We start from the raw sequence: 24,712 nt of genomic DNA on the forward strand, positions 1-24,712 counted from the left end.
CAGGACTTTGAAAACCTTGTGTCTTAAGAAGGTTTTACACCTCATGAAGCATTAGAAATGATTATGACAAGAAGCGGAATAAAGTACCGGGAGGATCTGGCTACACTTTTTGTCCAGCAAATTTCTTTCTATCCTCCAGAAACTAAAGTGATGTTCAATAAAGGGCAGGAAGATAACTACTAATATTCAGCGTCCGTTTATAAGGCTGCTGGACACAGGGGAGGACTTTCTCTGGCTGCGCATCCAACAATGCTTGTCACAAAAGTTATCATCGATAAAGTTACGCAAATGGAAGAAAATAGTTAAACCGTTTAGAAGGCTAAGGAACGGGTCAGCTCCCTGGCTGCCATAAATAATGACCGAAGATAATTGGAAAAAAATAACACCGTTACCGATGTTATTTTAACTCCTTATAAATCATTATACTTAATCTTAATAATTAAAGGTTCCGCAGTCGGCCCAATTCCTCTGCAATTGCCTGCATTTCATTAGGGCTGAAGTTATTTTTCCTCATGACCATGTTATATATATCATGAAGCTCTTCATACATATCAGAGTTAAAAGAGCTCGATTTGATCGCGCCAATATTCATCATTCTTAATTTTTCTTTAATTGCTTCGACCATAAACTCTACATTTTCAGGTGTATTTTTTGTTAAATCCAAGGTATTCATCCTTTCATATTTTGGACAGTATTTGATTACAGCACGGTGTCCGCTTTTTCATAACATAATCTTTTCATGTTTGGCTGTGAAAAGTCAATAAATTCTCTTTTGGAAACAAAAAAACCTTCCTGTCTTTTTTATTATTCCGTTAAGAAGAGAATAGTAAAGAAAGGCATATGTTCATATTAGGATAACAAAGGAACGTTTATCTTTTCTATTCCTAATATTTAATGCCGCTTCCTGCTTCCTAAAGCCCGAAAATTTGCTTTCAGGTGCAATGGTCAATACAAGGTGCTTTCGTAAAAGGATAAAAAATTTTAAGGGAGGAAATTGATTATGGCAGGGGAGTATCAACCACGGAACAAAAGCCGATTTATGCAATGGATGTTGTATGGTGCAATGGCAGGAGCTGCAATTAGCCTGCTGGATAGGAACACACGCCAGTCCATGATGCAGGGGAGCAGAAATACTGCTAGAGGGATCCAAATGGCTGTTAGGCATCCAAACAGCATTCTGAACCAGCTAAGAGAAGCCACTAGCACGCTTCGGTCTACTATCGAACAAGTATCTGATGATGTGGTTTTTATTGCTGAACAAATTAACGAAGTGAAAGATATCACTCCGCAAATGGCAGCTGTTGTTAAAGAAACAAAGGATGCTTTTACCGGTGAAGGCCACCCGCAAGTACACCATTAACACTTGGATATTTGAAAAGAAACTCAGCTGCGCTATTTTATAAATTGAGGCAGTTCCAGAGGTATTGATATGACACTTGTGACTGAATTGATAAGAAGGATACATGAAGACGATGTGTGGGGCATGGCAGCACAGCTTGCGTATTTTTTCCTCTTATCCCTGTTTCCTTTGTTGCTTTTTTTAGTAACCTTACTGCCTTACCTGCCCATTTCACCAGAAGATATTTTGGCTGTAATCAGGGAATATGCTCCCGAGGATTCAATGAAGCTAATTGAACATAACCTCGGCGAAATCATGAATCAGAATGGCAGGTTGCTCTCATTTGGTGCCATCGCTACCATCTGGTCTGCCTCAAACGGGCTTGCATCAATTGTCAAAGCCTTTAATAAGGCTTATGACGTAAAGGAAAGCAGGCACTTTCTGTTGGCCAGGGCGATGTCAATTTTACTGACCTTTGCCATGGTTTTTGTGTTTGTAATAGCTCTGCTATTGCCAGTGTTCGGTATGCAAATTGGTGTATTCCTCACTTCCGCCTATGGCTTTACTGATGAATTCCTCCAAATTTGGAATGCCATGCGATGGCTCATTTCTTTTATGCTTTTGTTCATGGTATTTACAGTACTGTACTGGATTGCGCCAAATGTAAAACAAAAGTGCCGCCATGTGCTTCCGGGTGCGGCTTTTGCATCAGTTGGCTGGAACTTTGTTTCATTGGCATTCGCGTATTATGTAGAGAGCTACGGGAACTATTCAGCTACGTACGGAAGCATTGGGGGAGTCATTGTACTGATGATCTGGTTTTATCTGCTAGGGATCATCATTATCTTTGGCGGTGAAATCAATGCGATGTCAAGTGCCCGAAGGAACCCAAATTGTTAATCTAAACAAAGCAAAAAACCTTGCCGATTTGTGAAGGCAAGGTTTTTTTATAAAAAGCTCTGTTAAACTTGGCTGGTACTCTCTAGTCGCCCGGCATCCTCCTTGGTCCGCTTTTCCCGCAGGACATTGAATTGGCTTCCTTGAAAAAAAACATACGAAGGAAATGCGAAGCATATTCGAGGTGTCCGCACCTTCCGCTCCAATCAACATAGTGTCAAAATCACCAATGAACTTAACATAGCCTAATGCATAATTAATTTCTTAAAAGGCGAAGGCTGTTTAAAATAACTAAAATGGTACTTCCTTCATGGCCAATGACTCCGTAGGGGAGATCTAAAAATTGCAAAAAGTTTGAGGCAATTAAAAACATAATGACAGAAATGGAGAAAATAACATTTTGCTTGATGATTGTGTTCATTTTTTTAGAAAGCCTGATTGCTTCCGCAATTTTTGGCAGATCATTTTTCATCAATACCACGTCTGCCGTTTCAAGGGCTACGTCGGTTCCTTCACCCATTGCGATTCCGACAGAGGCAGTAGCCAGTGCAGGGGCGTCATTAATTCCATCTCCAACCATAGCGGTTGTACCGTAAAGATCATTTAGTTTCTTTATCTCGGAGACTTTTGTTTCCGGAAGACATTCTGCTATATATGAATCAATATGGCTTTCCCCAGCGATTACATTGGCCGTCTTTTCACTGTCTCCAGTCAGCATGACAGTATAGACACCCTCGCGTTTTAACTCTTCTATTGCTGTTATCGTCTCATCCCGTACGACATCTTTTAAAGTAATGATTCCGGCAATGCCTTTTTCATCTTTGGCATATACGATTGTTTTTCCTTCAGCGGCAAAGGCAGCAGCAATTCCGTCTCTAAATTCGGCTGCTTCTTCTTGCCCGACAAAACCAGCCTTGCCAACCTTCCATTTTACTCCATCAATTAAGGCCTGGACGCCCCATCCGGAAATATCCTCCATGCTGTCTGGCTTTATGGGAGTAATGGAAGCATGTGATTTTGCGTAACGAACAATAGAATTAGCCAGCGGATGATTTGAATAATTTTCTATGGAAGCAACGTGGTAAAGAAAAGCTTCTTCGCTCATACCATCACGGACTACAATATTTGTAACTTCCGGTTTACCTTTTGTTAGTGTTCCTGTTTTATCAAGGGCAATTGCCTTTAAATGGCCCAGATTCTCTAAATGTACCCCGCCTTTAAATAAAATACCGTGACGGGCACCATTGGAGATCGCAGAGAGTGTTGCAGGCATTATGGATGCTACAAGGGCGCATGGGGAAGCTACAACGAGCAAAATCATGGCCCTGTAGAAAGTTTCTGTCCAGCTCCATCCGAGCAGAAAATGGGGGAGGAACATCATCAGAAAGACTACTGAAAGGACAACCTTTACATAGGTTCCTTCAAATCGTTCAATAAATTGCTGTGAAGGAGATTTCTCGCTTTGAGCCGACTGGACCAGGGCGATAATCTTTTGAAAAAGCGTTTCGCTGCTTGGTTTTGTAATCCGGACGATGATGCTGCCTCGTAAATTTACCGTACCAGCAAAGACCTCATCTTGTTCCTTTTTGATTACAGGTATCGATTCACCGGTAATTGCGGCTTCATCGAGGTTCGTCTGGCCTTCCTTTATCATTCCATCAGAAGGTACTCTTTCTCCCGGTTTTACCAAGATCAGATCACCTACCTGAAGGCTGGAGACAGCGACTCTTGCTTCTGTGCCGTCCGCATTAAGGAGAAGCGCCTCCTCTGGCTGAAGGTCCATCAGTGCAGATATTTCCTTATGGCTTTTATTCATGGTATAAGTCTCTAATGCTCCGCTCACAGCAAAAATAAAAATTAAAACGGCGCCTTCAGTCCAATATCCTATAATGGCTGACCCGATTGCCGCCAGTATCATCAGCATTTCAACATTTAACTCTTTATTTTCAATTGTTTCTTCGATGCCTTCTTTAGCTTTTGCATATCCCCCAATGATAAAGGCCAGCAGATAGGCTGCGATGGAAGGAGAATCTAAACCATTTTTTGAGAGAAGCCAGCCAGCAAGAATCAGCAGCCCGCTTAAAAGGGCAGCAATTAGTTCGATATGGGGAAGAATCTTTGAAACCAATGATTCATTGTTAACCGATGGCTTAGTCTTATTTAAGGCGTTTACACCTGCGCTCATTTTTTACCCCTCCTATAAGCTGTTATTTCCCGAAAAGTTAACTAGCTAATCGGTTTTTAAACTACTGAAATAATCTTTAAATGAGAAAGATATTCAAAGTCATTACCCTTAAAAAAGACGAAAGCTGCCATCGATTAAACGATGACAGCATGATCCAAGTTTCTGCAACCTGATTAGTGCTACTTTTATTCTTTAGAAACATCCTATCATATAAGATATGATAAAGGAAGCAATTTGCTGCAGTTATATATTAAGCAGCTGGTTCTTTTTTGTTCAGGATTTCAAAGCTGGTTTCTTCTCTTTAAAGGCTGCCAGCGCCAGGAACACGGCCAGCATCATTGTGCTAATTACATAGAAAAAGCTTGCGCCCGATAATAATTCAATGGCCAGCCCCCCGATAAAAGGACCTGAGATGCTTCCAAAACTGAAAAATATCCCGCAGGCGAGATTTCCTGTTGGAAGCAGGCTGTTGGGTACTAAATCAGCCATATAACTGATGCCGAGAGAAAAAGTAGATCCAACCATCATACCAGCTAAAAGGAAGCAAACAAAAAGTCCAACGGTTGATTCCTGGTAAACACCAGCTGCCGTGAATAATACAAAACCTGATAGCATGATAATAAGCAGGATATTTCTTCTTCCAAACTTATCACTGAGAACACCAAGCGGAAGCTGTGAAAGAATACTTCCCCCGGCAAACGCTGGCAAAAGAATGGAAACTGTATTTACATCAATTCCTGACCGAAGAGCATAAACGGGAAAATTGCCGTTTAAGGATGCTTCCAAAAATCCATAGCAGAAAGGAGGAAGGAAGGCTACCCAGGCAAATTTAAAAACCTTTGTAAATCTTGCGATAGTCCCTCTAAAGGAAGCTGTTTCAAGACCCTGGTCAGGCAGTTCGTTCTTAATTAGGAACATGGCAAGCCAAACTGTGAGGGAGATCGCGGATGAAACTATAAATGGCAAAGACTCATTGGTCTCCGCAAACCTTGTCATCAATGGCCCAACAGCAAACCCAAGACCAAAGAACAGTCCGTAGATTGAGATGTTTCGTCCGCGCCGATGCTGTGGAGAAGAGGCTGTAATCCATGTCTGAGTGGCAAAATGAAGCATATGGTCGCCAATCCCTATGATCAGTCTCAGAATGAACCAAAACCAGAATGACTTCCATACCGGAAATAACGCCAGTGAAATGATGACCGCCAGACCGCCAGCCAGGATGAGCGGTTTATAGCCAAAGCGCCTGAGCGGGACCTCCATGAACGGGGAAGCGAACAAAATCCCTACATAAAGTGCGGTGGCATGAAGACCATTTAAAGAAGAACTTAATCCGTCATTCTCAAATATAATGGCAATCGTGGGCAACAGCATTCCCTGGGAAAAGCCTGAAATTCCAACAATACTGACTAAAACCCAAAAGCGCAAAATTGAATAATTCATAGCAGTTTCTCCTGTTTTTCGATAGCTTGCAGGAAAGAGAAAGTTAAATTATACTTACCTTTCCATAATAATGCAGATGTAGAAATTGAAATACGTGACTCCAAATCAGCGGTGTTTAATGGACGATTCTTTAAAAATGGCTGAGCGACCTTTAGGTTTAGCCTTTTTAAAAACTTGCCAGCTGGGCTAGTATTCTAGTTGATGATACCTTTAGTCTGGAGGATTAGGCAATAGTCAAATGAGGTATAGGTCATCATATCCTCAAAACGGGGGAACAATAAGTGAAAAGAGAGTTGAGGGATGTTTTATGGTAAATAAGCTATTTTTAATTTTTGTATTGGCAGGTGTGCCCTTATCTGTCGCAGGTTCTTTAATGCATTGGCCAAGTGTGCTTATGTTTGTCATTTACTGCCTGACAATTGTGGCACTTGCCAGTTTTATGGGGCGTGCTACTGAAAGTCTGGCAGTTGTAATGGGTCCAAGGATAGGCGGGCTATTGAATGCAACATTCGGCAATGCAGTTGAGCTTATCATTTCTATTTTTGCTTTAAAGGCCGGACTGATTGAAGTTGTGCTAGCTTCTTTAACAGGGTCTGTGATTGGAAACCTGCTGCTTGTAGGCGGCCTTTCCTTTTTCATAGGAGGATTAAAATTCAAAAGGCAGAAGTTCAATATATATGATGCAAGGCACAATGCAGGTTTGCTCATGTTTGGTGTTGTAGTAGCTTTTGTTATACCGGAAGTGTTTTCCCAAACAATGAATGAATCAAAAACCATATCATTAAGTGTTGGTATTTCAGTTATTTTAATTGCATTGTATTTGTCTGCGTTGTTCTTTAAGCTGGTTTCCCATCGAGGGGTTTATCAGCATGATGAAGGCGGCAGCGGAGATCACCATGAAGAAGAACCGGAATGGAACAAGAAGACAGCACTTGCTATTTTGGCAGTCGCTACTGTAGCCGTTGCCTATGTATCCGAAAATCTGGTTCATACATTTCATGAAGTTGGTGAAGCATTTGGATGGACTGAACTATTTATTGGAGTAATTGTAGTGGCGATAGTGGGGAATGCTGCTGAGCATGCTTCTGCTATTATCATGGCATATAAGAATAAAATGGATATTGCTGTAGAAATTGCAGTGGGATCAACGCTTCAGATTGCAATGTTCGTTGCTCCAGTATTAGTTTTGATATCTCTGCTATTCCCAACGGCTATGCCTCTCGTATTCACAATCCCTGAACTAATCGCAATGGTTTCATCTGTATTATTAATCATCGTCATTTCCAATGATGGAGAAACGAACTGGTTTGAAGGATTAACCCTTCTTGCGGCTTACTTTATTATGGGAATTGGCTTTTATCTAATCTGATTAAACAGCTAAGACTTAATTCACCAACTAAAAAATGACTCTGCATATTGTATTTGCAGAGTCATTTTTAAATTACTTTTTGAAAATAAATTAACATACGTTAGTCCAAAATTATTATAATTCTTATAGGAATTAAAATGATTCTAGAATTCTCACCTTCCTTTAACAAGTATAATTAAGTGCGAACGTAAGTATATTGGGACAAATCCTTCTAATTGGAATTCAGTTCGATAGCATTCCTCCCGCGAAGTCTATTGTTTGAAATGATTTCCCCTCCTTTTTCTTAGCCTAGCATAAGTATAAGGTAAAAAAACAAATAAGTAAATATTCAGAACATTACAATAATGTTACATTTTTTTTTGAAACTTAAAGATAAAGCGAGGAAATTAGAATGAAGGCAGTTTACAGGGTTAGCTTTTTTGTAATAGGCATTTTCATATTAACATTTGGCGTCAGTTTGACTATCAAGGCCGGGATTGGTACAGGTGCATGGGATGGGCTGCATGTTGGGTTAGCCGAGTTATTCGGAATGACCGTTGGCCGCTGGATCATGGTAACTGGTATATTGTTAATGTTTCTTAATGCTTATTTATTAAAAAAGATACCAGAATTTTTAGCACTTGGAACGATCGTAATAGTTGGGTTGAGCATTGATTTCTGGCTGCTAATTGTTCTCCCGGATTGGCAGCCTGCGGGGAACCTGTATCGGATGGGTGCTCTGGCAACAGGGATTATTATTCTTTCTTTTGGAATTTGCGTATACTTGCAGCCGCAATTCCCAGCCAACCCACTCGATAAATTAATGGTTGCCATCCATAAACGATTCAATATTAGTCTAATGCTTGCCAAGACTGCGGGCGAACTCATTGGTCTAATCTTCGCATTCATGGTAAAAGGGCCAATTGGAATTGGAACACTGATTATAACTTTTTCGATCGGACCGGCAGTACAGTGGTTTTATCCGCCGGTTGAAGCATTTTACAAAAAATTAGTAAAGGGTTGAACCGCCGATAAGCGGCTCCCTGTTTGATGCATAGTTTGAGTTCCTTCCGCAAAAGCTAGTAAAGACAGTTGGTTGTGGTTGTGATATGCAGATTTTACATCTAATAAAGGAGTGCCGCATCATGAGAAAGAAACTTTCGCTGTTTGTTTTAACCGGACTGATGTTTTTACTTTTCCAGCCTCATAATATCGATGCACAAGCTGTTAAGAATGAAGGAAAAAAGGCAGCCATAGCCGCTTCACTGCCGCCGTCGGTCTCGAACATTGCCAAGGAAAATACGTATCCTAATGCCATGCAGGATATGCCATATCTTCAGCCGGGTGAACTTGCGCAGCAGTTAATTAATTCGTCCAATGTGAAAATCGACAACCCAAAGCTTATTCATATTCTTAATGAATCGGCCATTTCCAGTTCGCCGTTTTCCTTTGGCTATCGTGCTACCATTTATCTTGGACATTGGGCGCTAAGCTATGAGTCATCAGAAACAACTTCAAATTGGGAATACCAGCGGGTGAACACAAATTATTTTGACAATAGGGGTGGTAACTCTCCGGTTAAAATTAATTATGTACAGGAAGCACAAAAAACGGTACGCGGCGGTTTGACAGCAAAAATACCGGCCACTGAAGATGTTCAGAAAATGATGCTTGCAAAAGCTGCTGAAAAGTCAAAGCTTCCTTTATCATTTGAAACTCATATCGGGGCGGGTACAAAAAAAGATCAAATATATAACATTCCCCCTAACAGACTTGGGTATTTATATGCCCATGCACCGGCAGTCAATGAAAAAGGGAAGGTTACGTACGGGGAAGTTTACCTGAAACTTAGGGGAAAGAAGCGTTCTATCATGGTAAAGAATGTTACATCCCAGGGAATCGGAGCCTGGATTCCGATCCAGGACCATTTATCGTTTAGCTTTATGGCTTCAGGACAGCCTAAGTAAGTTGATTTAGGAACTTGTTGCATCCCAAACAACACGGCTTATAAAAAAGTTTTTTGCCGGATAAGAAAAAAACCCGTATTCACAGTTAAACCGTGGTACGGGTTTTTTTCTTGGAAAGCATAACGGTAACATTTAGTGTCCGAGGCCAATTTCTGAACGTATGCCCAAAAGAGAGGGCTACTCCTTTTTTCAATATTACTTTGCAAATGGCTAAAATTTAAAGGAAAGATTTCTTTTCCCTGAAGTTTACTTCTGGATAATAAGCATTTTTAACAAGAACGTTGGGACCAAGACATTTAACTGATGGACAATGGCAGTTCAATTCCTGTGCCAGGGCTGATTTCTTCCATGTTTCATAGGAACAGGAAAGAGGCTGGTCAATTATATTTCCAAGCGAAGGGGCATCACCAAAGTCAGTTACTATTACCTCGCCTGTGAAAATATTAACATTCAATCGAGATCTGCCGTCTGGATCATTGCGGACAGTCACATTTTTTGCTGAATAGAGTTTATGTAATAGCTCTCGGTCTTCGGTATTGCTGCTGCAAGGATAGAAAGGGAGCGTACCAAAGAGCATCCACGTATTTGGATCGCGGATTTCCAGCAAGAATGAAATGGCTTCGCGAATTTCCTCCAGAGAAAGCGTCTCAAGCCCTGAAGCAAAATCGCTCGGGTACATAGGGTGCACCTCATGCCTCCTGCAGCCCATTTCTTCAACAATTTGGCGGTGGATATGTTCAAGATGCGGGACTGTTCTCTTATTCAGCATCGTTTCGGCAGATACCAGCACTCCAGCATTGGATAACGCACGAGAATTTTCGATCATTCTGGTAAATAGCTGCCTTCTTTGTTCGCGTGTCGGCTTGCGTTCCATCATCGCAAAACCGCCGTCAATGAAGTCGTCCTCTGTTCCCCAGTTGTGAGAAATATGCAGTACATCCAAATATGGTATGATTTTCTCGTAACGTTCAAGATCTAATGTTAGGTTAGAGTTGATTTGTGTTCGGACTCCGCGGCTATTGGCATATTTCAAAAGCGGCAATACATAATTATCTACCTGCTTTTTGGAAAGCATTGGTTCTCCGCCGGTAATACTTAGGGTTTTGAGATGTGGAATTTCTTCCAGGCGCTTAAGAATTAAATCTAACGGAAGGGCGGATGGGTCCTTCGGCTGAAGCGTATACCCTACAGCACAATGCTCGCAGCGCATATTGCAAAGCGTTGTTGTGGTGAATTCAACATTTGAAAGGGTTAGCGCTCCATGTTCTTCCATATCCATATAAGCTTCCCAAGGATCAAAATCGGGAGAAATGATTTTTGGTTTAATTTGTTGAGTGTTCATTGTAAAAACTCCTTCTGTGCTAAGCACTCAATAATTATGGTAAACTGCCTGAAAGTTGTCAATAAAAGAAGACGGATGTCAAACCACAAGGATATTGCAAACCGGGATAAAGAATCCTTATCAGATTGCACTTTATACGACTAATAGGGTACGATAAAGGTAAGATTAAAAAGTTATACTGACGTAAGTCCAATCCTGTTTAAAGTTAAAGAGGTGACTGTATTGGGAAAGGCTATTTATAACAAAGATGATCAAATGAAGTATTTGAAGGAACGTCTATCAATGTTTGCAGAAGTTCTCGATAGTATTGATCCCGATGAAGCGGAACTGGAAGATATAGACCGTTTACTGGCTATTATCGATGAAATGGAAATGAAAGTCGAGCAATTTAAGAAAAGACCTAATGATGAATAAGAGTCCGAATAGGGCTCTTTTTTTTATTAGGTCTTTTCTATATAAATATATTTGCTAAAAGACAATATAGAAGAATTTCGTTCATCTAAGTGTAATCGTTTGCAATCAGCCTCTTTTCCAAAAGTGCAGCAAGGAGTATAATAAAACATGTTGAGTGACTTTATATTCAAAAAAATTATACTATATCGCCTGACTTTTTTAATTGCAAGAGGGGGAACTAAAAAGCATGAACATGGAAAAACTGCAGGAAAGCATGTACAAGCTGATTGTAGAAACATCGACTAATCTGCCAAAGGATGTCCGGAGAGCCATTAAGGCTGCAAAGGAGAAAGAGAATGCTGGGACTAGGGCGGCAATGAGCCTTGCGACCATTACTAACAATATTACTATGGCAGATGACAATGTTTCACCGATATGCCAGGATACCGGGCTGCCAACCTTTAAAATCAAGACTCCAGTAGGGGTGAACCAGCTTGAAATTAAAGAAGCAATTAGAAATGCAATGGTTCAGGCAACAAAGGATGGCAAAATGCGCCCGAACTCCGTGGACTCTTTAACAGGAGAAAACAGCGGTGACAACTTGGGACTTGGTCTTCCGGTGATGAAATTTGAACAATGGGAACAGAATTATATCGATATCCGCTTAATCTTAAAAGGCGGAGGCTGTGAAAATAAAAACATTCAATATAGCTTGCCATGTGAGATTGAAGGTCTTGGCAAGGCAGGACGCGACCTTGACGGAATCCGTAAATGCATCCTCCATTCGGTTTATCAGGCCCAGGGCCAGGGCTGCAGTGCCGGATTCATTGGTGTTGGTATTGGAGGAGACCGTTCATCAGGATATGATTTAGCTAAAGAACAGCTTTTCCGCAGCTCTGAAGATGTTAACCCAAATGAAGATCTTCGTAAGCTGGAAGAATACATTTTGGAAAACGCCAACAAATTGGGCATTGGAACTATGGGATTTGGCGGCGAAACAACTTTGCTTGGCTGTAAAATTGGTGTAATGCACCGAATTCCTGCAAGCTTTTTCGTGTCTGTAGCATACAATTGCTGGGCATTCAGGAGATTGGGAGTTAAAGTGAACCCTGAAACTGGCGAAATTACGGAATGGCAATACCAGGATGGAGAAAAAATAAATTTTGCAGCAGAAAAAGAGCTGGAAACTACTGCGGCAGAAACTGCAGCAGCAGCAGAATCTGCAAGCCGTGAGGTAGTACTTGAAGCTCCGATTACCGAAGAACAAATCCGCAGCCTTAAAGTAGGCGATGTTGTTCATATTAATGGCATGATGTATACAGGCCGTGACGCAATTCATAAGCACCTTTCAGAAAATGATGCTCCTGTTGACCTTAACGGGCAAGTTATCTACCACTGCGGCCCTGTAATGCTGAAGGATCAGGATGGAAAATGGCATGTAAAAGCAGCTGGCCCTACAACAAGTATTCGTGAGGAGCCTTACCAGGGAGATATTATGAAAAAGTTTGGTATCCGTGCTGTCATCGGAAAGGGCGGAATGGGTCCCAAAACATTAGCCGCCCTTGCAGAACATGGAGGCGTGTACCTTAATGCAATCGGTGGTGCAGCACAGTATTATGCCGACTGTATTAAGTCAGTTGAAGGTGTAGATTTTATGGAATTTGGAATTCCTGAAGCCATGTGGCACCTTAAGGTGCAGAAGTTTACCGCTGTTGTGACAATGGATTCTCACGGAAACAGTCTGCACCAGGATGTAGCACAGTCATCACTGGAAAAACTGGCAGCCTTCAAAGAACCAGTATTTAAATAGGTAATACTCTTAGTTAAGATTCGCTGTTATTGTTTTTTGGTAAGTAACTGAAGTACTAAAATTAGGCAGGTCCGCTTATATAGGGCCTGCCTATTGCCGTCCTACACGGATAATGGTGATATCCAGTAAATGCTATCCATGAATCGGATATTTTTTTCCTCCCATCACAAAATAAAAGTAAAACAATCGTCAGGAGGAAAAAAATGAAGAAATTTTTGCTTATTCCGCTTGGGATATTGTTATGGATGACGCTATCTGTTCATACAGCTGCAGAACCTTCCAATATCTCTCATCAATGGGGTTTTAGAAAAAGCAGCAATGGACAGCCGGCAGATGCGGGGTCTCTTTATGAAGGGATGCTTAAGGAGCATGGAGCGGTATACAAAGGAGACCCGGCCAAAAAGGACATTTACCTTACTTTTGATAATGGATATGAAAATGGATATACAACGAAAATTTTAGCTGTTCTCAAAAAACATAAGGTTCCCGCTGCATTTTTCGTAACGGGGCATTATTTGGAAAGTGCTTCAGATATTACAAAACAGATGGTTAAAGAGGGGCATATTGTCGGTAATCATTCTTGGTCACACCCGGATATGACACAGGTAACAGATGTCCAGATTGAACAGGAGTTAACCAAAGTTAAGGAAGAGACCGCGCGTCTTACTGGACAAAAAAGTATGGTTTACCTTCGTCCGCCCCGCGGCATTTTTAGTGAAAGGACGATGGCTGCAGCTAAAAATCTTGGCTATACCCATGTTTTCTGGTCCCTGGCATATGTGGATTGGTATGTTGACCGTCAAAGAGGGCCTCAGTTTGCCCATGAACAGGTAATGAAGCAAATCCATCCGGGGGCAATCCTTCTCCTTCATACCATATCAAAGGATAATGCAGAAGCCTTGGAATCGATCATTGTTGATTTAAAAAAACAGGGCTATCAGTTTAAAAGCCTGGATGATCTCATGAAAGTGAAAATGCAGGATAGCAGTAAGAAAAAACAATAGATATAAAAACCCTTGCCGCAGGCGGGGTTTTTGGCGATTTAAAAGCTGCCGGCTTCACTTCTATAACTTTTAAGCCACCGCCCTTATTCTGCGACTTTCAGAAAAAACATGCTATAATACGGGGAAAAGCGCGGGAAGGAAGGAACCCACAATGTGGACTGAAACACTAAAGGTCCAAGGGCCCTATAATTTTGATCTGGTTCTGGACCGATTAATGAATGATCCTCTCAATGTAATTGATAAGGAACAGCGTTCAGTCAAGGTGCCACTAAGGATAGAGGGCAGGCCTATCGTCATAGAAGTAAGGGCCATCGGAAGTACGGATGATCCTGCCTTTTCTATAAGCAGCAATTCTGAAGGAGATAAAGAGGCAGCAATCAATAGGCTAAAAAAGATTTTCCATTGGCATCAACCGCTTAGTGATATTTCTTCACATTTTATGGACACTGATCTGATGGGTATTTTCGAAGAACATAGGGGAACAGCTATTGTTCTGGATTTTGACTATTACGGCTGCCTAGTAAAATGCATTATCCACCAGCAGCTTAATCTAAAATTTGCCTACACCCTTACAGCCCGCTTTGTCCAAACATTCGGGATCCAGAGGGATGGCGTCTGGTTTTATCCAACTCCTGAAACGACTGCAGAAATTACAATAGCAGAATTAAGAGAAATACAATTCAGCGGCCGAAAAGCGGAGTATGTAACCGGTCTGGCAAAGGCTATTGTACAGGGAGAGCTTAATTTAGAGCAGCTCATTGAAAGATCGGATGCAGAGATATTGGAGTCCCTAACGAAGCAAAGGGGAATCGGTAAATGGACGGCGGAAAACTTCCTCTTATTCGGGTTGGGCCGGCCAAACTTATTTCCGATGGCTGATATCGGCCTTCAAAATGCGCTTAAACAATTGTATAACTTACCGCAAAAGCCAACTATCATAGAAATGGAAGCCTATACTAAAAATTGGTCTCCATTCTTAAGCTATGCTTCCCTCTATTTATGGAGAAGCATTGAAAAACGGAGTGAAAATAAATGAACAAGCAACAAGAAGCAGGGTTGGAAGTAAATCAAAGCTTTCCTTTAACAATAAAACGTCTTGGGATAAATGGAGAAGGCGTCGGCTATTTTAAAAGAAAGGTCGTCTTTGTTCCCGGTGCACTGCCGGGCGAAGTAATTGTGGCTGAAGCAACGAAGGTCCACCCAAAATTCACCGAGGCAAAAATAAAGAAGATCCGCAAGCAATCACCGGACCGTGTTGCACCCCCATGTCCGGTATATGAGGAGTGCGGCGGATGCCAGCTTCAGCATTTGCGTTACAGCAGGCAGCTTGTGGAGAAACGCGATATCGTGGTTCAATCACTGGAACGCCATACCAAATTTCCAATTGAAACACTAGATATCAGGGAAACAATCGGAATGGAAGACCCATGGAATTACCGCAACAAAAGCCAGTTCCAGGTTGGCCTAAGAGAAGGAAATGTTATTGCCGGCTTATATGGGCTTAATTCCCATAACCTGATTGATATTCCGAACTGTGCTGTTCAGCATGCCTCAAGCAACAGGGTAACTACTGTCGTCAAGAAAATATTAAAAGACCTAAGCATCTCCATCTACAACGAGAAGAAGAAAAAAGGTGCAGTTCGGACTGTCATTACCAGAGTAGGATTTCAGACCGGAGAGGTCCAAGTTGTCATTGTGACACTTACAGAAGAGCTGCCTAAGAAAGAAAAACTAGTACAGGCAATTAAAGAGCAGCTGCCGGAAGTAAAATCGCTTGTACAAAACGTAAATGACAAGCATACATCATTAATATTTGGCGAAAAAACTGTCCATCTTGCCGGAGAACAGGTCATTAATGAAACACTTGGCGACCTTTCGTACGAGCTGTCCGCCCGCACCTTCTTTCAGCTTAACCCTATTCAAACAGTAAAGCTGTATGATGAGGTGAAAAAGGCTGCGGCTCTTACCGGCAAGGAAAAGGTAGTCGATGCATATTGCGGTGTTGGAACAATTGGCCTGTGGCTATCTGACGGGGCAAAGGAAGTCCGCGGTATGGATACTATTAAGGAATCCATTACTGATGCACGGAAGAACGCTGCCCGACATAATCGCAGCAACGTTTCTTACGAAGTCGGCAAAGCAGAACAGATCGTACCAAAATGGATTAAGGAAGGCTGGAAACCGGACGTTATCGTCATTGATCCGCCGAGAACTGGATGTGACGACGCATTGCTGCAAACAATTCTAAAGACTAAGCCGAAAAAAGTTGTCTATGTATCCTGTAATCCATCCACCTTGGCAAGGGATCTGCAGACTTTAAGCAAATTGTATAAAGTAGAATATATTCAGCCGGTTGATATGTTCCCGCAGACGTCGCATGTTGAAGCTGTAGTGAAAATCGCTTTAAAATAAGGCAGCTACCCTTTAATGGGTGTTGCCTTTTCACGTTTCTTGAAATGGATTTACAAATCTGTATTGGATATTGATTGTTCTATCTGATTGACAGGTTACTTTTTCCCTTTGGGAAGGAGAAAAGATGTATATTTAGTCGAGCTGGTCAATGAATGGCCGACTCAAACCTCGTGCATGATTTATTTTTCTGACAATGATGGGCAAAAAGTTATAAAAATCATCTAAATATTTGGTGAAATAAACGAAACTTGGTATAATGGTCCTGTTAGTACTATTCAAAGGGCAACCTATCTGAAAAGGTAAGGGCGCAAAGCTATAGGGGCTAAGGTATAAGGGACCATGCCAGCCAGCTGCAAACTCACATTTTCTGCATCAACCTTTCAAGATGGTTTTCCCAAAAAAGGGGGATTCCAATGTTCAGGAAAGTAATTAGTCTTGCCATGGTTTTACTGTTGACTGTCTCGTTTGGGACAAGCACTTTCGCTTCGATGGAGAGAGACAGGGAAGAAGCGTTGGAACAGATTGAAAAAACGAACATCGATATCGACAAGGAAATCTCTGAAGCAGTCGTAAAAGCCGACGAAATGACTGGGAAATTTGTTAGAGATCTTCGCATTATTGAAGAAGGCAAGGAAGTTGTTAAGCTGAAAGAGAAAAAGGCTAAACTGGAAGCTGAATTACTAGGCGCTGGCGCTGAACATGCGATCAAAATTCGGGCGGAACTGAATAAAATAGACTTCGCCCTTGTTGAAGAGACTGGTGAGATAAACGCCAAGATTGCGGACATCAATGCCGATATCGCTGAACTGAATGCTTCGCTTGAATTTGGCAAAGATCCGCAAAAGATTACCGAGAAAATAACAGCGCTCGAAAATAAACTGGACCAAAGATCAGTACTATACTCGGAGAGGACCCGGAAATATACAGAGGAACTCGATAAGCTAATTCTTGAACTGTATAATGAGACACTGAAGATGTCCCAGGAAACAATCAAGAAGGCCGCCGAGAAAGGGGTTCAAGCTGAATGTTCCTGGACTCTTGTAAAGTTGGGGAATCAGTGGGTATGGATTGATCCGATTCGGGTCCAGTATTAGGAGCTAGCCAATAGGGGGAACAGGGGTGGAAGGACTTTATCTGGGTATTGGTGACCAATACATCGAGAAAACCAAGCATGATTCATCAGAGTTTAGATTGCTTGCTAGAGGAAATGGAACGGAAATCATTATGCAAACGATTAAACGGGAAAAGATATTTTACCTCTATCCAGGTGATGTTCCGGATGCACTCGAATTCTTCTTTATTATCGAAGGAAGTTGTTTCTGCGAAGCCAGGGACAAGGAACAAATTTTAGTATCAGGTGATTATTTTTATATCAAGAATTTAAAGGATGCAACGTACTTTAAAGCTTTAACGGATATAAGGTTGTTATGGATTTCAACCGAGCCTGTTTTCCATTATCTCAGCGAAAGCATTACCGAGTTGGTCAAAATCGTCAAGCAGGTAGAAGATAGAGACAAATATACGTTCCAGCACAGTCTTAGGGTTCAGGAATACTCGTTAAAAATTGCCAAGCATCTTAAGCTTCCAAAAGATGTTTTGGAAAACCTTTATTTCGCCTCGATTTTCCATGATGTCGGCAAAATCAAGATTCCCGAAGAAATTCTTAATAAACCTGGGCGTTTGGAAAAAGAGGAATTTGACGTGCTAAAGAAGCATTCCGAAGATGGTGCTGAACTGGTTCAAAAAACGTATTATGCCCACATAGGAGATATCATATTACAGCACCATGAGAGACTTGACGGATCCGGGTATCCATTTGGCCTTAAAGGTGATGAAATCCTGCTCGAGGCCCAGATTATAGGGGTAGCAGATACATACGATGCAATAACATCAGACCGAGTATACCGGAAAGGTGCTTCGCCTTCAGTCGGAATCAATGAATTGAAGCAGAACGTTGGAAGGCACTTCAGCAAACTTATTGTAGATGCATTTGAATCGATTCTTTTGGAAGAGGCAGCTGCGGAACGGGATTTAAAATAAGAATGTTTTGAGGAAGTATTGTTGCTTAAACATTGGGATGATGCTTAAATACGGCTAGGAAAAAAGGATTTAATTCAATTTTTATAGTTAGCACTAAAATCTGAGCTACCATTTTAATACTTTAAAGGTAGCTCTTTTTTATTTAGTAAAAGACTATGAAGAGATATAAGTAAACTTATGTTGAAAAATGTGTAAACTCACCAGGCATCTGTGGTGTTGTCAAATACACTCAACGCATCTTGAAGCCGTAGGGAAAATCGCTTTAAAATTGTAACTAACCAATAAACTCACTAACCCGTTACAATGAAATTTTCCGATTTCTCCTTCGAGTGAGAAAAAAGATTTCGTAAAAAAGTGTGAGAAAAACAGGGCAGACCCTTGCGGGGTCTGCCTTTATTCTTTTTTATGGACTCGGAAGACTTTTTTCAAATTCGAGAAAAAGCGTTAAAAAAAGAGGGAAAAAAGAGCGGGAATATGTGTAAAATAAAGAAGACAAAGTGGTTAAAAACGGGAGTTTCGGTAAACTTTAATCAAACAGCGAACAAAGGAATGCGGTTTGAGTCAGGTGAAATCGGAAAGGATTTTAATCGATGTACAGAAGATGTCTAGCTGAAAAATACTCTTGCTAGTTTAAATAACATTTGCCAGTCCGACCCTGATTTCGTAAAAAAATACTCTAGCGATTTCGTTGTTTTTTCTGCAACCCTTGTCATTCCAGTGTTCTTCCAATTTTCTTTTTATTCCTTTTTTAGCACAACTTTATTTTAACTCGTCAGTAAATGCTGTTTGATGGGAATGGATTTAGCAGGAGAAATTTTGGCCGTACAGAGATTCTGATGTTAAAATAAACATTTCAGATCAGTTTGATAAAAAGTTCTTAAGAATGGTATAAGTGTAAAAGAAGCAGGGGACATTTTGCTTTTTAATTTTGGGATGAGGGTTTGGCCAAGTATCCCAATTGAGAGGATTTGAATTTTAAAATGAAAGATAATTTTTGGCGTGATTTACCACGACCTTTTTTTATACTGGCACCAATGGAAGATGTGACGGATGTTGTTTTTCGCCATGTGGTGAGTGAAGCAGCCAGACCGGATGTGTTTTTTACAGAGTTTACAAACAGTGAGAGTTATTGTCATCCACAGGGAATCCAGAGTGTGCGCGGGCGATTGACTTTTGCAGAGGATGAGCAGCCAATTGTAGCCCATATATGGGGAGATAAGCCTGAATACTTTCGGCAAATGAGTATTGGTATGGCCGAACTTGGGTTTAAGGGGATCGATATCAATATGGGCTGTCCTGTACCGAATGTAGCGCAGCATGGGAAAGGAAGCGGCCTTATCCTTCGTCCGGAAGTTGCAGCTGATTTAATACAAGCGGCAAAAGCAGGAGGATTGCCCGTAAGTGTAAAGACAAGGCTTGGTTATACTGAGATAGACGAATGGCGTGACTGGCTGACACACATATTGAAACAAGACATTGCTAATCTATCCATTCATCTGCGTACCAGAGAGGAAATGAGCAAAGTAGATGCTCATTGGGAGCTGATTCCGGAGATTAAGAAACTTCGTGACCAGGTGGCACCAGATACACTCTTGACGATTAATGGGGATATTCTTGACCGTCAAACTGGCTTAAAGCTCGTTGATCAATATGGTGTTGATGGAGTTATGATTGGGCGTGGTATTTTCAATAATCCATTTGCCTTTGAAAAGGAGCCGAAAGATCATAGCAGTAAGGAATTACTTGATCTCTTAAAGCTGCATCTGGATCTTCATGATAAATATTCGCTGCGTCCGTTCAAGGCTCTTCATCGCTTTTTTAAGATATATGTCAAAGGATTTCGAGGGGCGAGCGAATTAAGAAATCAATTAATGAACACAGAGTCAACAGATGAAGTGCGTGAATTGCTCGATAACTTTGGGTCAGAATCTTGATGGAATGGGGGAACAGTAGAAGTGTCGCAATTCAAGGTGAAAGCGAAGTAGGACGTTAAACTGGTGTGCCAAGCCCCCAAAGAGTTAGAGTTTATACAAATCAGTTAATTGGCTGGTGTGATTTAAGACACACTGGTAAAGGAACATTAATTACTGTGAATACTAATAACCGAAAAATTGCTCAAACGCACGTTATTGCTTCTTTATTTTAGATAAATTATCAGCCTGCAAGTAAAAAACACAGCTTAAATGGCGTCTTAAATGAAATACTGCTAACGGACAGATGATACTTGTTCCTTTAGTTTTTTTGTAAAATCACCAACATCTCCTTATGTTGTCAATTACAGTCACACAGGTGGAATGCTATGTGTCACTGGAGAAAATCTGATATGTGCGAGTCCGATAATCCGTATTAGATTCTCGGACTTAAAATGTTGGGTTAGAATACTTACATCCCACGCGAGGAAATAGGATAAGCAGCTGCATTCGTTAACACAATAAAATGAGCGAAGCTAAACTGCCAAATCCTGAGTAATGCTTGCATTTCTAATTAAAAAAAGGCAATAATTTAGGAGGTCTTTAGATGGAAAACAATGATATATTAATTAGATTAAGATATGCACTTGATATAAAAAATACCGATATGGTAGAGATATTTAAACTTGGGGGCATTGAAGTAACAAAAGCAGAAGTGCTGCAGATCCTCACGAAATCAAAAGACAATTATGATAATGAAGTGGCCGGTGATGGCGATATCACAGAGAATGACGAGAATATAAAAGTCAATAATAGTATGTTAGAGTCGTTTTTAAATGGATTTATTACTTTTAAAAGAGGAAAACAAGATCCAAAACCAGACCAGGCTAACAGTCCGTCACTGTCATTAAAGAATAATGAAAGTGTTAATAATATGGTCCTAAAGAAATTGAAAATAGCACTAGCATTAACGAGTGAGGATATGATTGATATATTAGAAAAAGCAGGAGTCAATATAACAAAAGGAGAATTAAGTGCTTTTTTAAGGAAAAAAGGCCATAAGAATTATAAAGAGTGCGGTGATAAATACGCCAGGAATTTCTTAAAAGGATTAGCTATAAAATATAGGTAAGGGAACATTAAGACCGCGAATCACATCACAATATCATTTCAGTTATAATGATTGTGAAAGGTTAATCATTAAGGTCAACCGTGACTTTTCGAATAACTTGAAACAATAGAGGTGTACTTAAATAACCTTAAACTGTGACAGTAAATTTATCACTGAATGGTAATAGTTGTTGGCGGAGCCTTTTCGCTTATGAAGGCTCTTTTATACATTTAACGGAAATTGATGTAATACAATACGCATTGATGAGATATAACAGCTTGCATTAGGGGTCGGAAGATTGTGCTGCTGCTTTTATAGTTGCTATTTTAAGCTATTAACAGGGAGGAGAAGTTCGGTTTTGACACTAAATAGGATCTTACCTGAGGAATTAAATGAGAAACTGAAGAATAAAGAAAAGGTATTCATCTTAGATGTAAGAGCTGAAGAAAAATACAAGAACTTTCATATAGAAGACTCATCTATAAAGAGTATACATATAGAAAAAACAGACATTTTTAATTTGGATGAAAACCAGCAAGATGCAATTAATTCTTTGCCGAAGAAAAAAGAAATTATCGTTACCTGTACAACAGGGAATTCTGCCGCAAAGTGTGCGGTCATTCTTTCTGAAAGAGGCTACGATGTGGCCGTCTTAGAGGGCGGACTTACTGCCTGGAAGAAATTCAAAGAAGAAGCTGTGGATTAATTAATAAAGTTTGCTATGGATTCAATACATGGGGATCTGCTGGCAAGACAATTAAAGGGCAACTTGTTGGGTTGCTTTTTGAAATTTAACAGTAGTTTACTCGGATATACTTCAGTTGAATTTCTGATAAAAGGGTTTATACTTACAGTATATGTCATTTGAGTGAGGTTTATAATGGATAATAACGAGAGAGAATTACTGCAGGGTAAAATCAAAGAATTAACACAAAAAGTAAATGAGTTAGAAGAATTAGTTCAAAATACTGCTGTTCCAATAATTCCCTCCATAATTCCAGATACAATTCTAATACCAGTTTCCGGAGAAGTGTCTATAAATCGATTTGGCGTGATGATTCCAAAGATTTTGGGCTACGCGAATGATCAAAGTACTGATTCGGTTATTCTAGACTTTACAGCTATTACATTTAAGAAAGTTAAAGACCTGGAGCTTCTTGGGAAATACATTGAAAGCTTGACTTCTTCGTTAAAGCTGATGGGAATCCAAGTTCTTATTGTTGGCTTTACTCCTTTATTTGCTCAGGAACTGGTCCGGTCTCAACAGCCATTCGTTAAAGAATTAATGGCTTTCTCCACCTTTAAAACTGCTCTTCAATATTTGATGAAAGAGAAGGGGCTGGCCTTTACAACGATCAAATAACAAATAGCCTACCAAAAAAATTCACGGAGAATTTTTTCGTGGGTTTCTTTTGTCTTTTGTTTTAGAACTTGGATGAAAAACTAATTTAGTCAACAGAATTTGTTGGCTTTTTTATTTTGTTTAAAAACGGTCTTAATAAGCAAAATTTATGACTTTTTATAAAAACTACAATATTTAATTATTTAGGTAACGGCGTTAAAATTGGGAATGGAAATATATAGGCGGGAGGATTTTGTTATGACAATTGATTTTCATAGTCAGGATAACCGTTTTACTTATTCTTCAAGAGGTGCAGACGTATCTTGGATAAATATGCTTAACAGTATATGTGATATTACAGGAAAAAAAGTTTTGGATATAGGCTGCGGCGGCGGAATTTATTCAAGGGCATTGGCGGAGATGGGAGCATCCTTTGTAACGGGCTTAGATTTCTCGGAGCAATTATTATCTTCTGCAAAAGAAAATAGCAGACAATACTCAAATATTCATTTTCAATTAGGAAATGCATTGGATACAGGTTTAGAGAGTGAAAAATTTGACGTTGTTTTAGAGCGGGCCGTTGTTCATCATATCAAAGATTTAGATACATGCTTTAACGAAATTTATCGTGTTTTAAAGCCAAACGGAGTATGCCTTATCCAGGATAGAACTCCAGAGGACTGTTTGCTGGAAGGCAGTCCAACCCATATAAGAGGATATTTCTTTGAACAATACCCGCAGTTAATAAATAAAGAGGTTAGCAGAAGATATTCAAGTGCAAAAGTTCTGCAAGCATTTGAAGAAGCTGGGTTCAAAGAATCTAAAGAGTATAGCTTATGGGAAACAAGGAAAACATATAAGGCTCTTGCAGAGTTAGAAGCTGACCTGTTGAATAGAACTGGACGTTCCATTCTGCACGACTTGAGTGATCAGCAGCTTGAATACCTCGTCTCGTATATTGGAGAACAATTAAATACCAAAGACAAAATTATTGAAAAAGACAGATGGACTATTTGGAAGGCTATAAAAAAATAGTTATAATGAAGTCTGGAAGCCAATTTCCCATGATCAATTTTAGTGAATGTTATTACTTGAGTTAGGAAAACTCTTTATTTTTACCAAAATTTTCAATATAATAATGACAATAATAGGTGATGGAAATCACCTTCAGCTGCCAATGGCTAATGACTCCTGCTGGTAATGATATTGCAGGAGTCTTTTTGTTTTGAGGAGGAATGACTGTAGATGGTTTACTTATTAGTTGGTTTGGCAGGCTTTATGGGGGCTGTTTTAAGGTATTGCTTAGGAATAGTTATTACCGGTGAAAATACAGTTTTTCCGGTGTCTACATTGATTATCAACCTGTTAGGGTGCTTTCTTTTAAGCTGGTTAACAACAGTGGTGTTTAAAAAAATTTCTATCCCTGATAATTTTAAAACTGCTATTGCTACAGGACTTTTAGGTTCATTTACAACGTTTTCCACCCTGAGTGCAGAAGCTGTTCATTTGTTTCAAAGTGAGCATCCTATGGCAGGGATTATCTATGTGCTGGTTAGTTTGCTTGGAGGGCTATTTATGACCCGATTAGGGTTCGGTACAGTTAAAGAGGATGAAAGCCTATGACATTTATTGAAGTTTTGCTGGTTGGAATGGGAGGTTTCTTTGGAGCAGTCGCACGTTATAAAATGAGTCAGCTCAATAAAAAGTTTTTTTTTCATATTCCAATTGGAACACTGATCATAAATTTAGCTGGTTCATTCTTGCTGGGAGTGATTTTAAGCACCGGATTAAATCACTTTTCAATACTTTTATTGGGAACTGGCTTTATGGGAGCTTTTACTACATTTTCAACTTTTAATTTAGAAGGGGTTCAACTAATTATGAATAAAAAGAAAAAGGAATTTATTCTTTATAATCTGATTAGCTACGGAGCAGGAATACTGCTGGCTTTTATTGGAATGGAGATAGGGAGGTATTTTTTATAAGAAGAATTCTTTGAAAACGAGCTGATTTTATAAGTTGCAAAAATTGTTAATAAATACAGTGTAAACGTTTTCTACTTGTCATAACGGACAGATAATTGTATAAATTGTGAAAATATTATGCATTTTATAAATAACAGCAGTTAAGAGGGTTGACATCGACAATTTCCGACAATATACTGCAAGTTGT

The 24,712-nt window shown here is 40.1% G+C and carries 24 protein-coding genes and 2 riboswitches; of the genes, 20 read left to right on the plus strand and 4 right to left on the minus strand.

The window, feature by feature from the left end:
* Positions 1–57: 57 nt before the first annotated feature.
* Positions 58–183, plus strand: a complete 126-nt coding sequence (locus CVD28_RS29010) for a hypothetical protein (protein ID WP_257985995.1) — start codon at positions 58–60, stop codon at positions 181–183.
* Positions 184–439: 256 nt separating this feature from the next.
* Here the strand turns inward: CVD28_RS29010 and CVD28_RS26490 are convergent, their stop codons facing one another.
* On the minus strand, positions 440–673 hold the full coding sequence (locus CVD28_RS26490; RefSeq protein ID WP_374702571.1) for a DUF1128 domain-containing protein: 234 nt from the start codon (positions 671–673) through the stop codon (positions 440–442).
* Positions 674–1,000: 327 nt separating this feature from the next.
* Here CVD28_RS26490 and CVD28_RS26495 point away from each other — a divergent pair, with 327 nt between their 5' ends.
* Positions 1,001–1,360 (plus strand): hypothetical protein, encoded by a 360-nt coding sequence (locus tag CVD28_RS26495; RefSeq protein WP_101597657.1) that lies wholly within the window; start codon positions 1,001–1,003, stop codon positions 1,358–1,360.
* A gap of 69 nt (positions 1,361–1,429) precedes the next feature.
* Positions 1,430–2,239 (plus strand): YihY/virulence factor BrkB family protein, encoded by an 810-nt coding sequence (locus tag CVD28_RS26500; protein ID WP_101597658.1) that lies wholly within the window; start codon positions 1,430–1,432, stop codon positions 2,237–2,239.
* Between the two features lie 253 nt (positions 2,240–2,492).
* Here the strand turns inward: CVD28_RS26500 and CVD28_RS26505 are convergent, their stop codons facing one another.
* Both CVD28_RS26505 and CVD28_RS26510 read right to left on the minus strand, forming a co-directional pair.
* Positions 2,493–4,421 carry a heavy metal translocating P-type ATPase gene (locus CVD28_RS26505; RefSeq protein WP_101597659.1) on the minus strand — a complete coding sequence of 643 codons (1,929 nt, stop codon included), beginning with the start codon at positions 4,419–4,421 and terminating at the stop codon, positions 2,493–2,495.
* A 273-nt stretch (positions 4,422–4,694) separates the two neighbouring features.
* Positions 4,695–5,861: an MFS transporter gene (locus CVD28_RS26510; RefSeq protein WP_101597660.1), complete on the minus strand. Its 1,167-nt coding sequence runs from the start codon at positions 5,859–5,861 to the stop codon at positions 4,695–4,697.
* 307 nt (positions 5,862–6,168) lie between these two features.
* On the opposite strand from CVD28_RS26510, the gene cax reads away from it, so the two are divergent.
* From cax to CVD28_RS26525, 3 genes are all read left to right on the plus strand, one after another.
* A complete protein-coding gene (cax, locus tag CVD28_RS26515) occupies positions 6,169–7,230 on the plus strand; it encodes a calcium/proton exchanger (RefSeq protein WP_101597661.1) in 1,062 nt (353 codons plus the stop codon).
* Between the two features lie 391 nt (positions 7,231–7,621).
* The gene (locus CVD28_RS26520; protein WP_101597662.1) at positions 7,622–8,233 is read left to right on the plus strand and encodes a YczE/YyaS/YitT family protein; all 612 of its coding nucleotides are present in this window, start codon (positions 7,622–7,624) and stop codon (positions 8,231–8,233) included.
* Positions 8,234–8,354: 121 nt separating this feature from the next.
* The gene (locus CVD28_RS26525) at positions 8,355–9,176 is read left to right on the plus strand and encodes a YfkD famly protein (RefSeq protein WP_101597663.1); all 822 of its coding nucleotides are present in this window, start codon (positions 8,355–8,357) and stop codon (positions 9,174–9,176) included.
* Between the two features lie 217 nt (positions 9,177–9,393).
* Here the strand turns inward: CVD28_RS26525 and yfkAB are convergent, their stop codons facing one another.
* Positions 9,394–10,518: a radical SAM/CxCxxxxC motif protein YfkAB gene (yfkAB, locus tag CVD28_RS26530; RefSeq protein ID WP_101597664.1), complete on the minus strand. Its 1,125-nt coding sequence runs from the start codon at positions 10,516–10,518 to the stop codon at positions 9,394–9,396.
* 222 nt (positions 10,519–10,740) lie between these two features.
* Between yfkAB and CVD28_RS26535 the strand changes: the two genes are divergently transcribed.
* The 14 genes from CVD28_RS26535 (at position 10,741) to crcB (CVD28_RS26605) (ending at position 24,525) form a co-directional block, all read left to right on the plus strand.
* Positions 10,741–10,932, plus strand: coding sequence for an SE1561 family protein (locus CVD28_RS26535; RefSeq protein ID WP_101597665.1), 192 nt, complete (start codon positions 10,741–10,743; stop codon positions 10,930–10,932).
* Between the two features lie 226 nt (positions 10,933–11,158).
* On the plus strand, positions 11,159–12,721 hold the full coding sequence (locus CVD28_RS26540; protein WP_101597666.1) for a fumarate hydratase: 1,563 nt from the start codon (positions 11,159–11,161) through the stop codon (positions 12,719–12,721).
* Between the two features lie 203 nt (positions 12,722–12,924).
* Positions 12,925–13,725, plus strand: coding sequence for a delta-lactam-biosynthetic de-N-acetylase (gene pdaA, locus CVD28_RS26545; protein ID WP_101597667.1), 801 nt, complete (start codon positions 12,925–12,927; stop codon positions 13,723–13,725).
* Between the two features lie 151 nt (positions 13,726–13,876).
* Positions 13,877–14,761 carry a DNA-3-methyladenine glycosylase family protein gene (locus tag CVD28_RS26550; protein ID WP_101597668.1) on the plus strand — a complete coding sequence of 295 codons (885 nt, stop codon included), beginning with the start codon at positions 13,877–13,879 and terminating at the stop codon, positions 14,759–14,761.
* Positions 14,758–16,137, plus strand: coding sequence for a 23S rRNA (uracil(1939)-C(5))-methyltransferase RlmD (rlmD, locus tag CVD28_RS26555; RefSeq protein ID WP_101597669.1), 1,380 nt, complete (start codon positions 14,758–14,760; stop codon positions 16,135–16,137). The genes CVD28_RS26550 and rlmD overlap by 4 nt, the downstream gene beginning before the upstream one ends.
* 271 nt (positions 16,138–16,408) lie before the next feature.
* A riboswitch (cyclic di-GMP riboswitch) is annotated at positions 16,409–16,495 on the plus strand.
* 55 nt (positions 16,496–16,550) lie between these two features.
* Entirely contained in the window at positions 16,551–17,231 is a 681-nt protein-coding gene (locus CVD28_RS26560) for a hypothetical protein (RefSeq protein WP_101597670.1), read from the plus strand.
* Positions 17,232–17,256: 25 nt separating this feature from the next.
* The gene (locus CVD28_RS26565; protein WP_101597671.1) at positions 17,257–18,177 is read left to right on the plus strand and encodes an HD-GYP domain-containing protein; all 921 of its coding nucleotides are present in this window, start codon (positions 17,257–17,259) and stop codon (positions 18,175–18,177) included.
* Positions 18,178–19,157: 980 nt separating this feature from the next.
* Positions 19,158–20,111 (plus strand): tRNA dihydrouridine synthase, encoded by a 954-nt coding sequence (locus tag CVD28_RS26575; RefSeq protein ID WP_101597673.1) that lies wholly within the window; start codon positions 19,158–19,160, stop codon positions 20,109–20,111.
* Between the two features lie 583 nt (positions 20,112–20,694).
* Positions 20,695–21,219 carry a DUF1456 family protein gene (locus CVD28_RS26580; protein WP_101597674.1) on the plus strand — a complete coding sequence of 175 codons (525 nt, stop codon included), beginning with the start codon at positions 20,695–20,697 and terminating at the stop codon, positions 21,217–21,219.
* Positions 21,220–21,556: 337 nt separating this feature from the next.
* Positions 21,557–21,904 carry a rhodanese-like domain-containing protein gene (locus CVD28_RS26585; protein WP_101597675.1) on the plus strand — a complete coding sequence of 116 codons (348 nt, stop codon included), beginning with the start codon at positions 21,557–21,559 and terminating at the stop codon, positions 21,902–21,904.
* A 174-nt stretch (positions 21,905–22,078) separates the two neighbouring features.
* Positions 22,079–22,561, plus strand: a complete 483-nt coding sequence (locus CVD28_RS26590) for a histidine kinase (protein ID WP_101597676.1) — start codon at positions 22,079–22,081, stop codon at positions 22,559–22,561.
* A gap of 237 nt (positions 22,562–22,798) precedes the next feature.
* Positions 22,799–23,575 (plus strand): class I SAM-dependent methyltransferase, encoded by a 777-nt coding sequence (locus tag CVD28_RS26595; RefSeq protein WP_101597677.1) that lies wholly within the window; start codon positions 22,799–22,801, stop codon positions 23,573–23,575.
* A 106-nt stretch (positions 23,576–23,681) separates the two neighbouring features.
* Positions 23,682–23,741, plus strand: a riboswitch (Fluoride riboswitch).
* A gap of 44 nt (positions 23,742–23,785) precedes the next feature.
* Positions 23,786–24,163 (plus strand): fluoride efflux transporter CrcB, encoded by a 378-nt coding sequence (gene crcB / locus CVD28_RS26600; protein ID WP_101597678.1) that lies wholly within the window; start codon positions 23,786–23,788, stop codon positions 24,161–24,163.
* Positions 24,160–24,525: a fluoride efflux transporter CrcB gene (gene crcB / locus CVD28_RS26605; protein ID WP_101597679.1), complete on the plus strand. Its 366-nt coding sequence runs from the start codon at positions 24,160–24,162 to the stop codon at positions 24,523–24,525. The genes crcB (CVD28_RS26600) and crcB (CVD28_RS26605) overlap by 4 nt, the downstream gene beginning before the upstream one ends.
* Positions 24,526–24,712: the final 187 nt, after the last annotated feature.

This window comes from Bacillus sp. M6-12 (assembly GCF_002860285.1).
In the GTDB taxonomy this organism is placed as follows: Bacteria; Bacillota; Bacilli; order Bacillales; family DSM-1321; genus Peribacillus.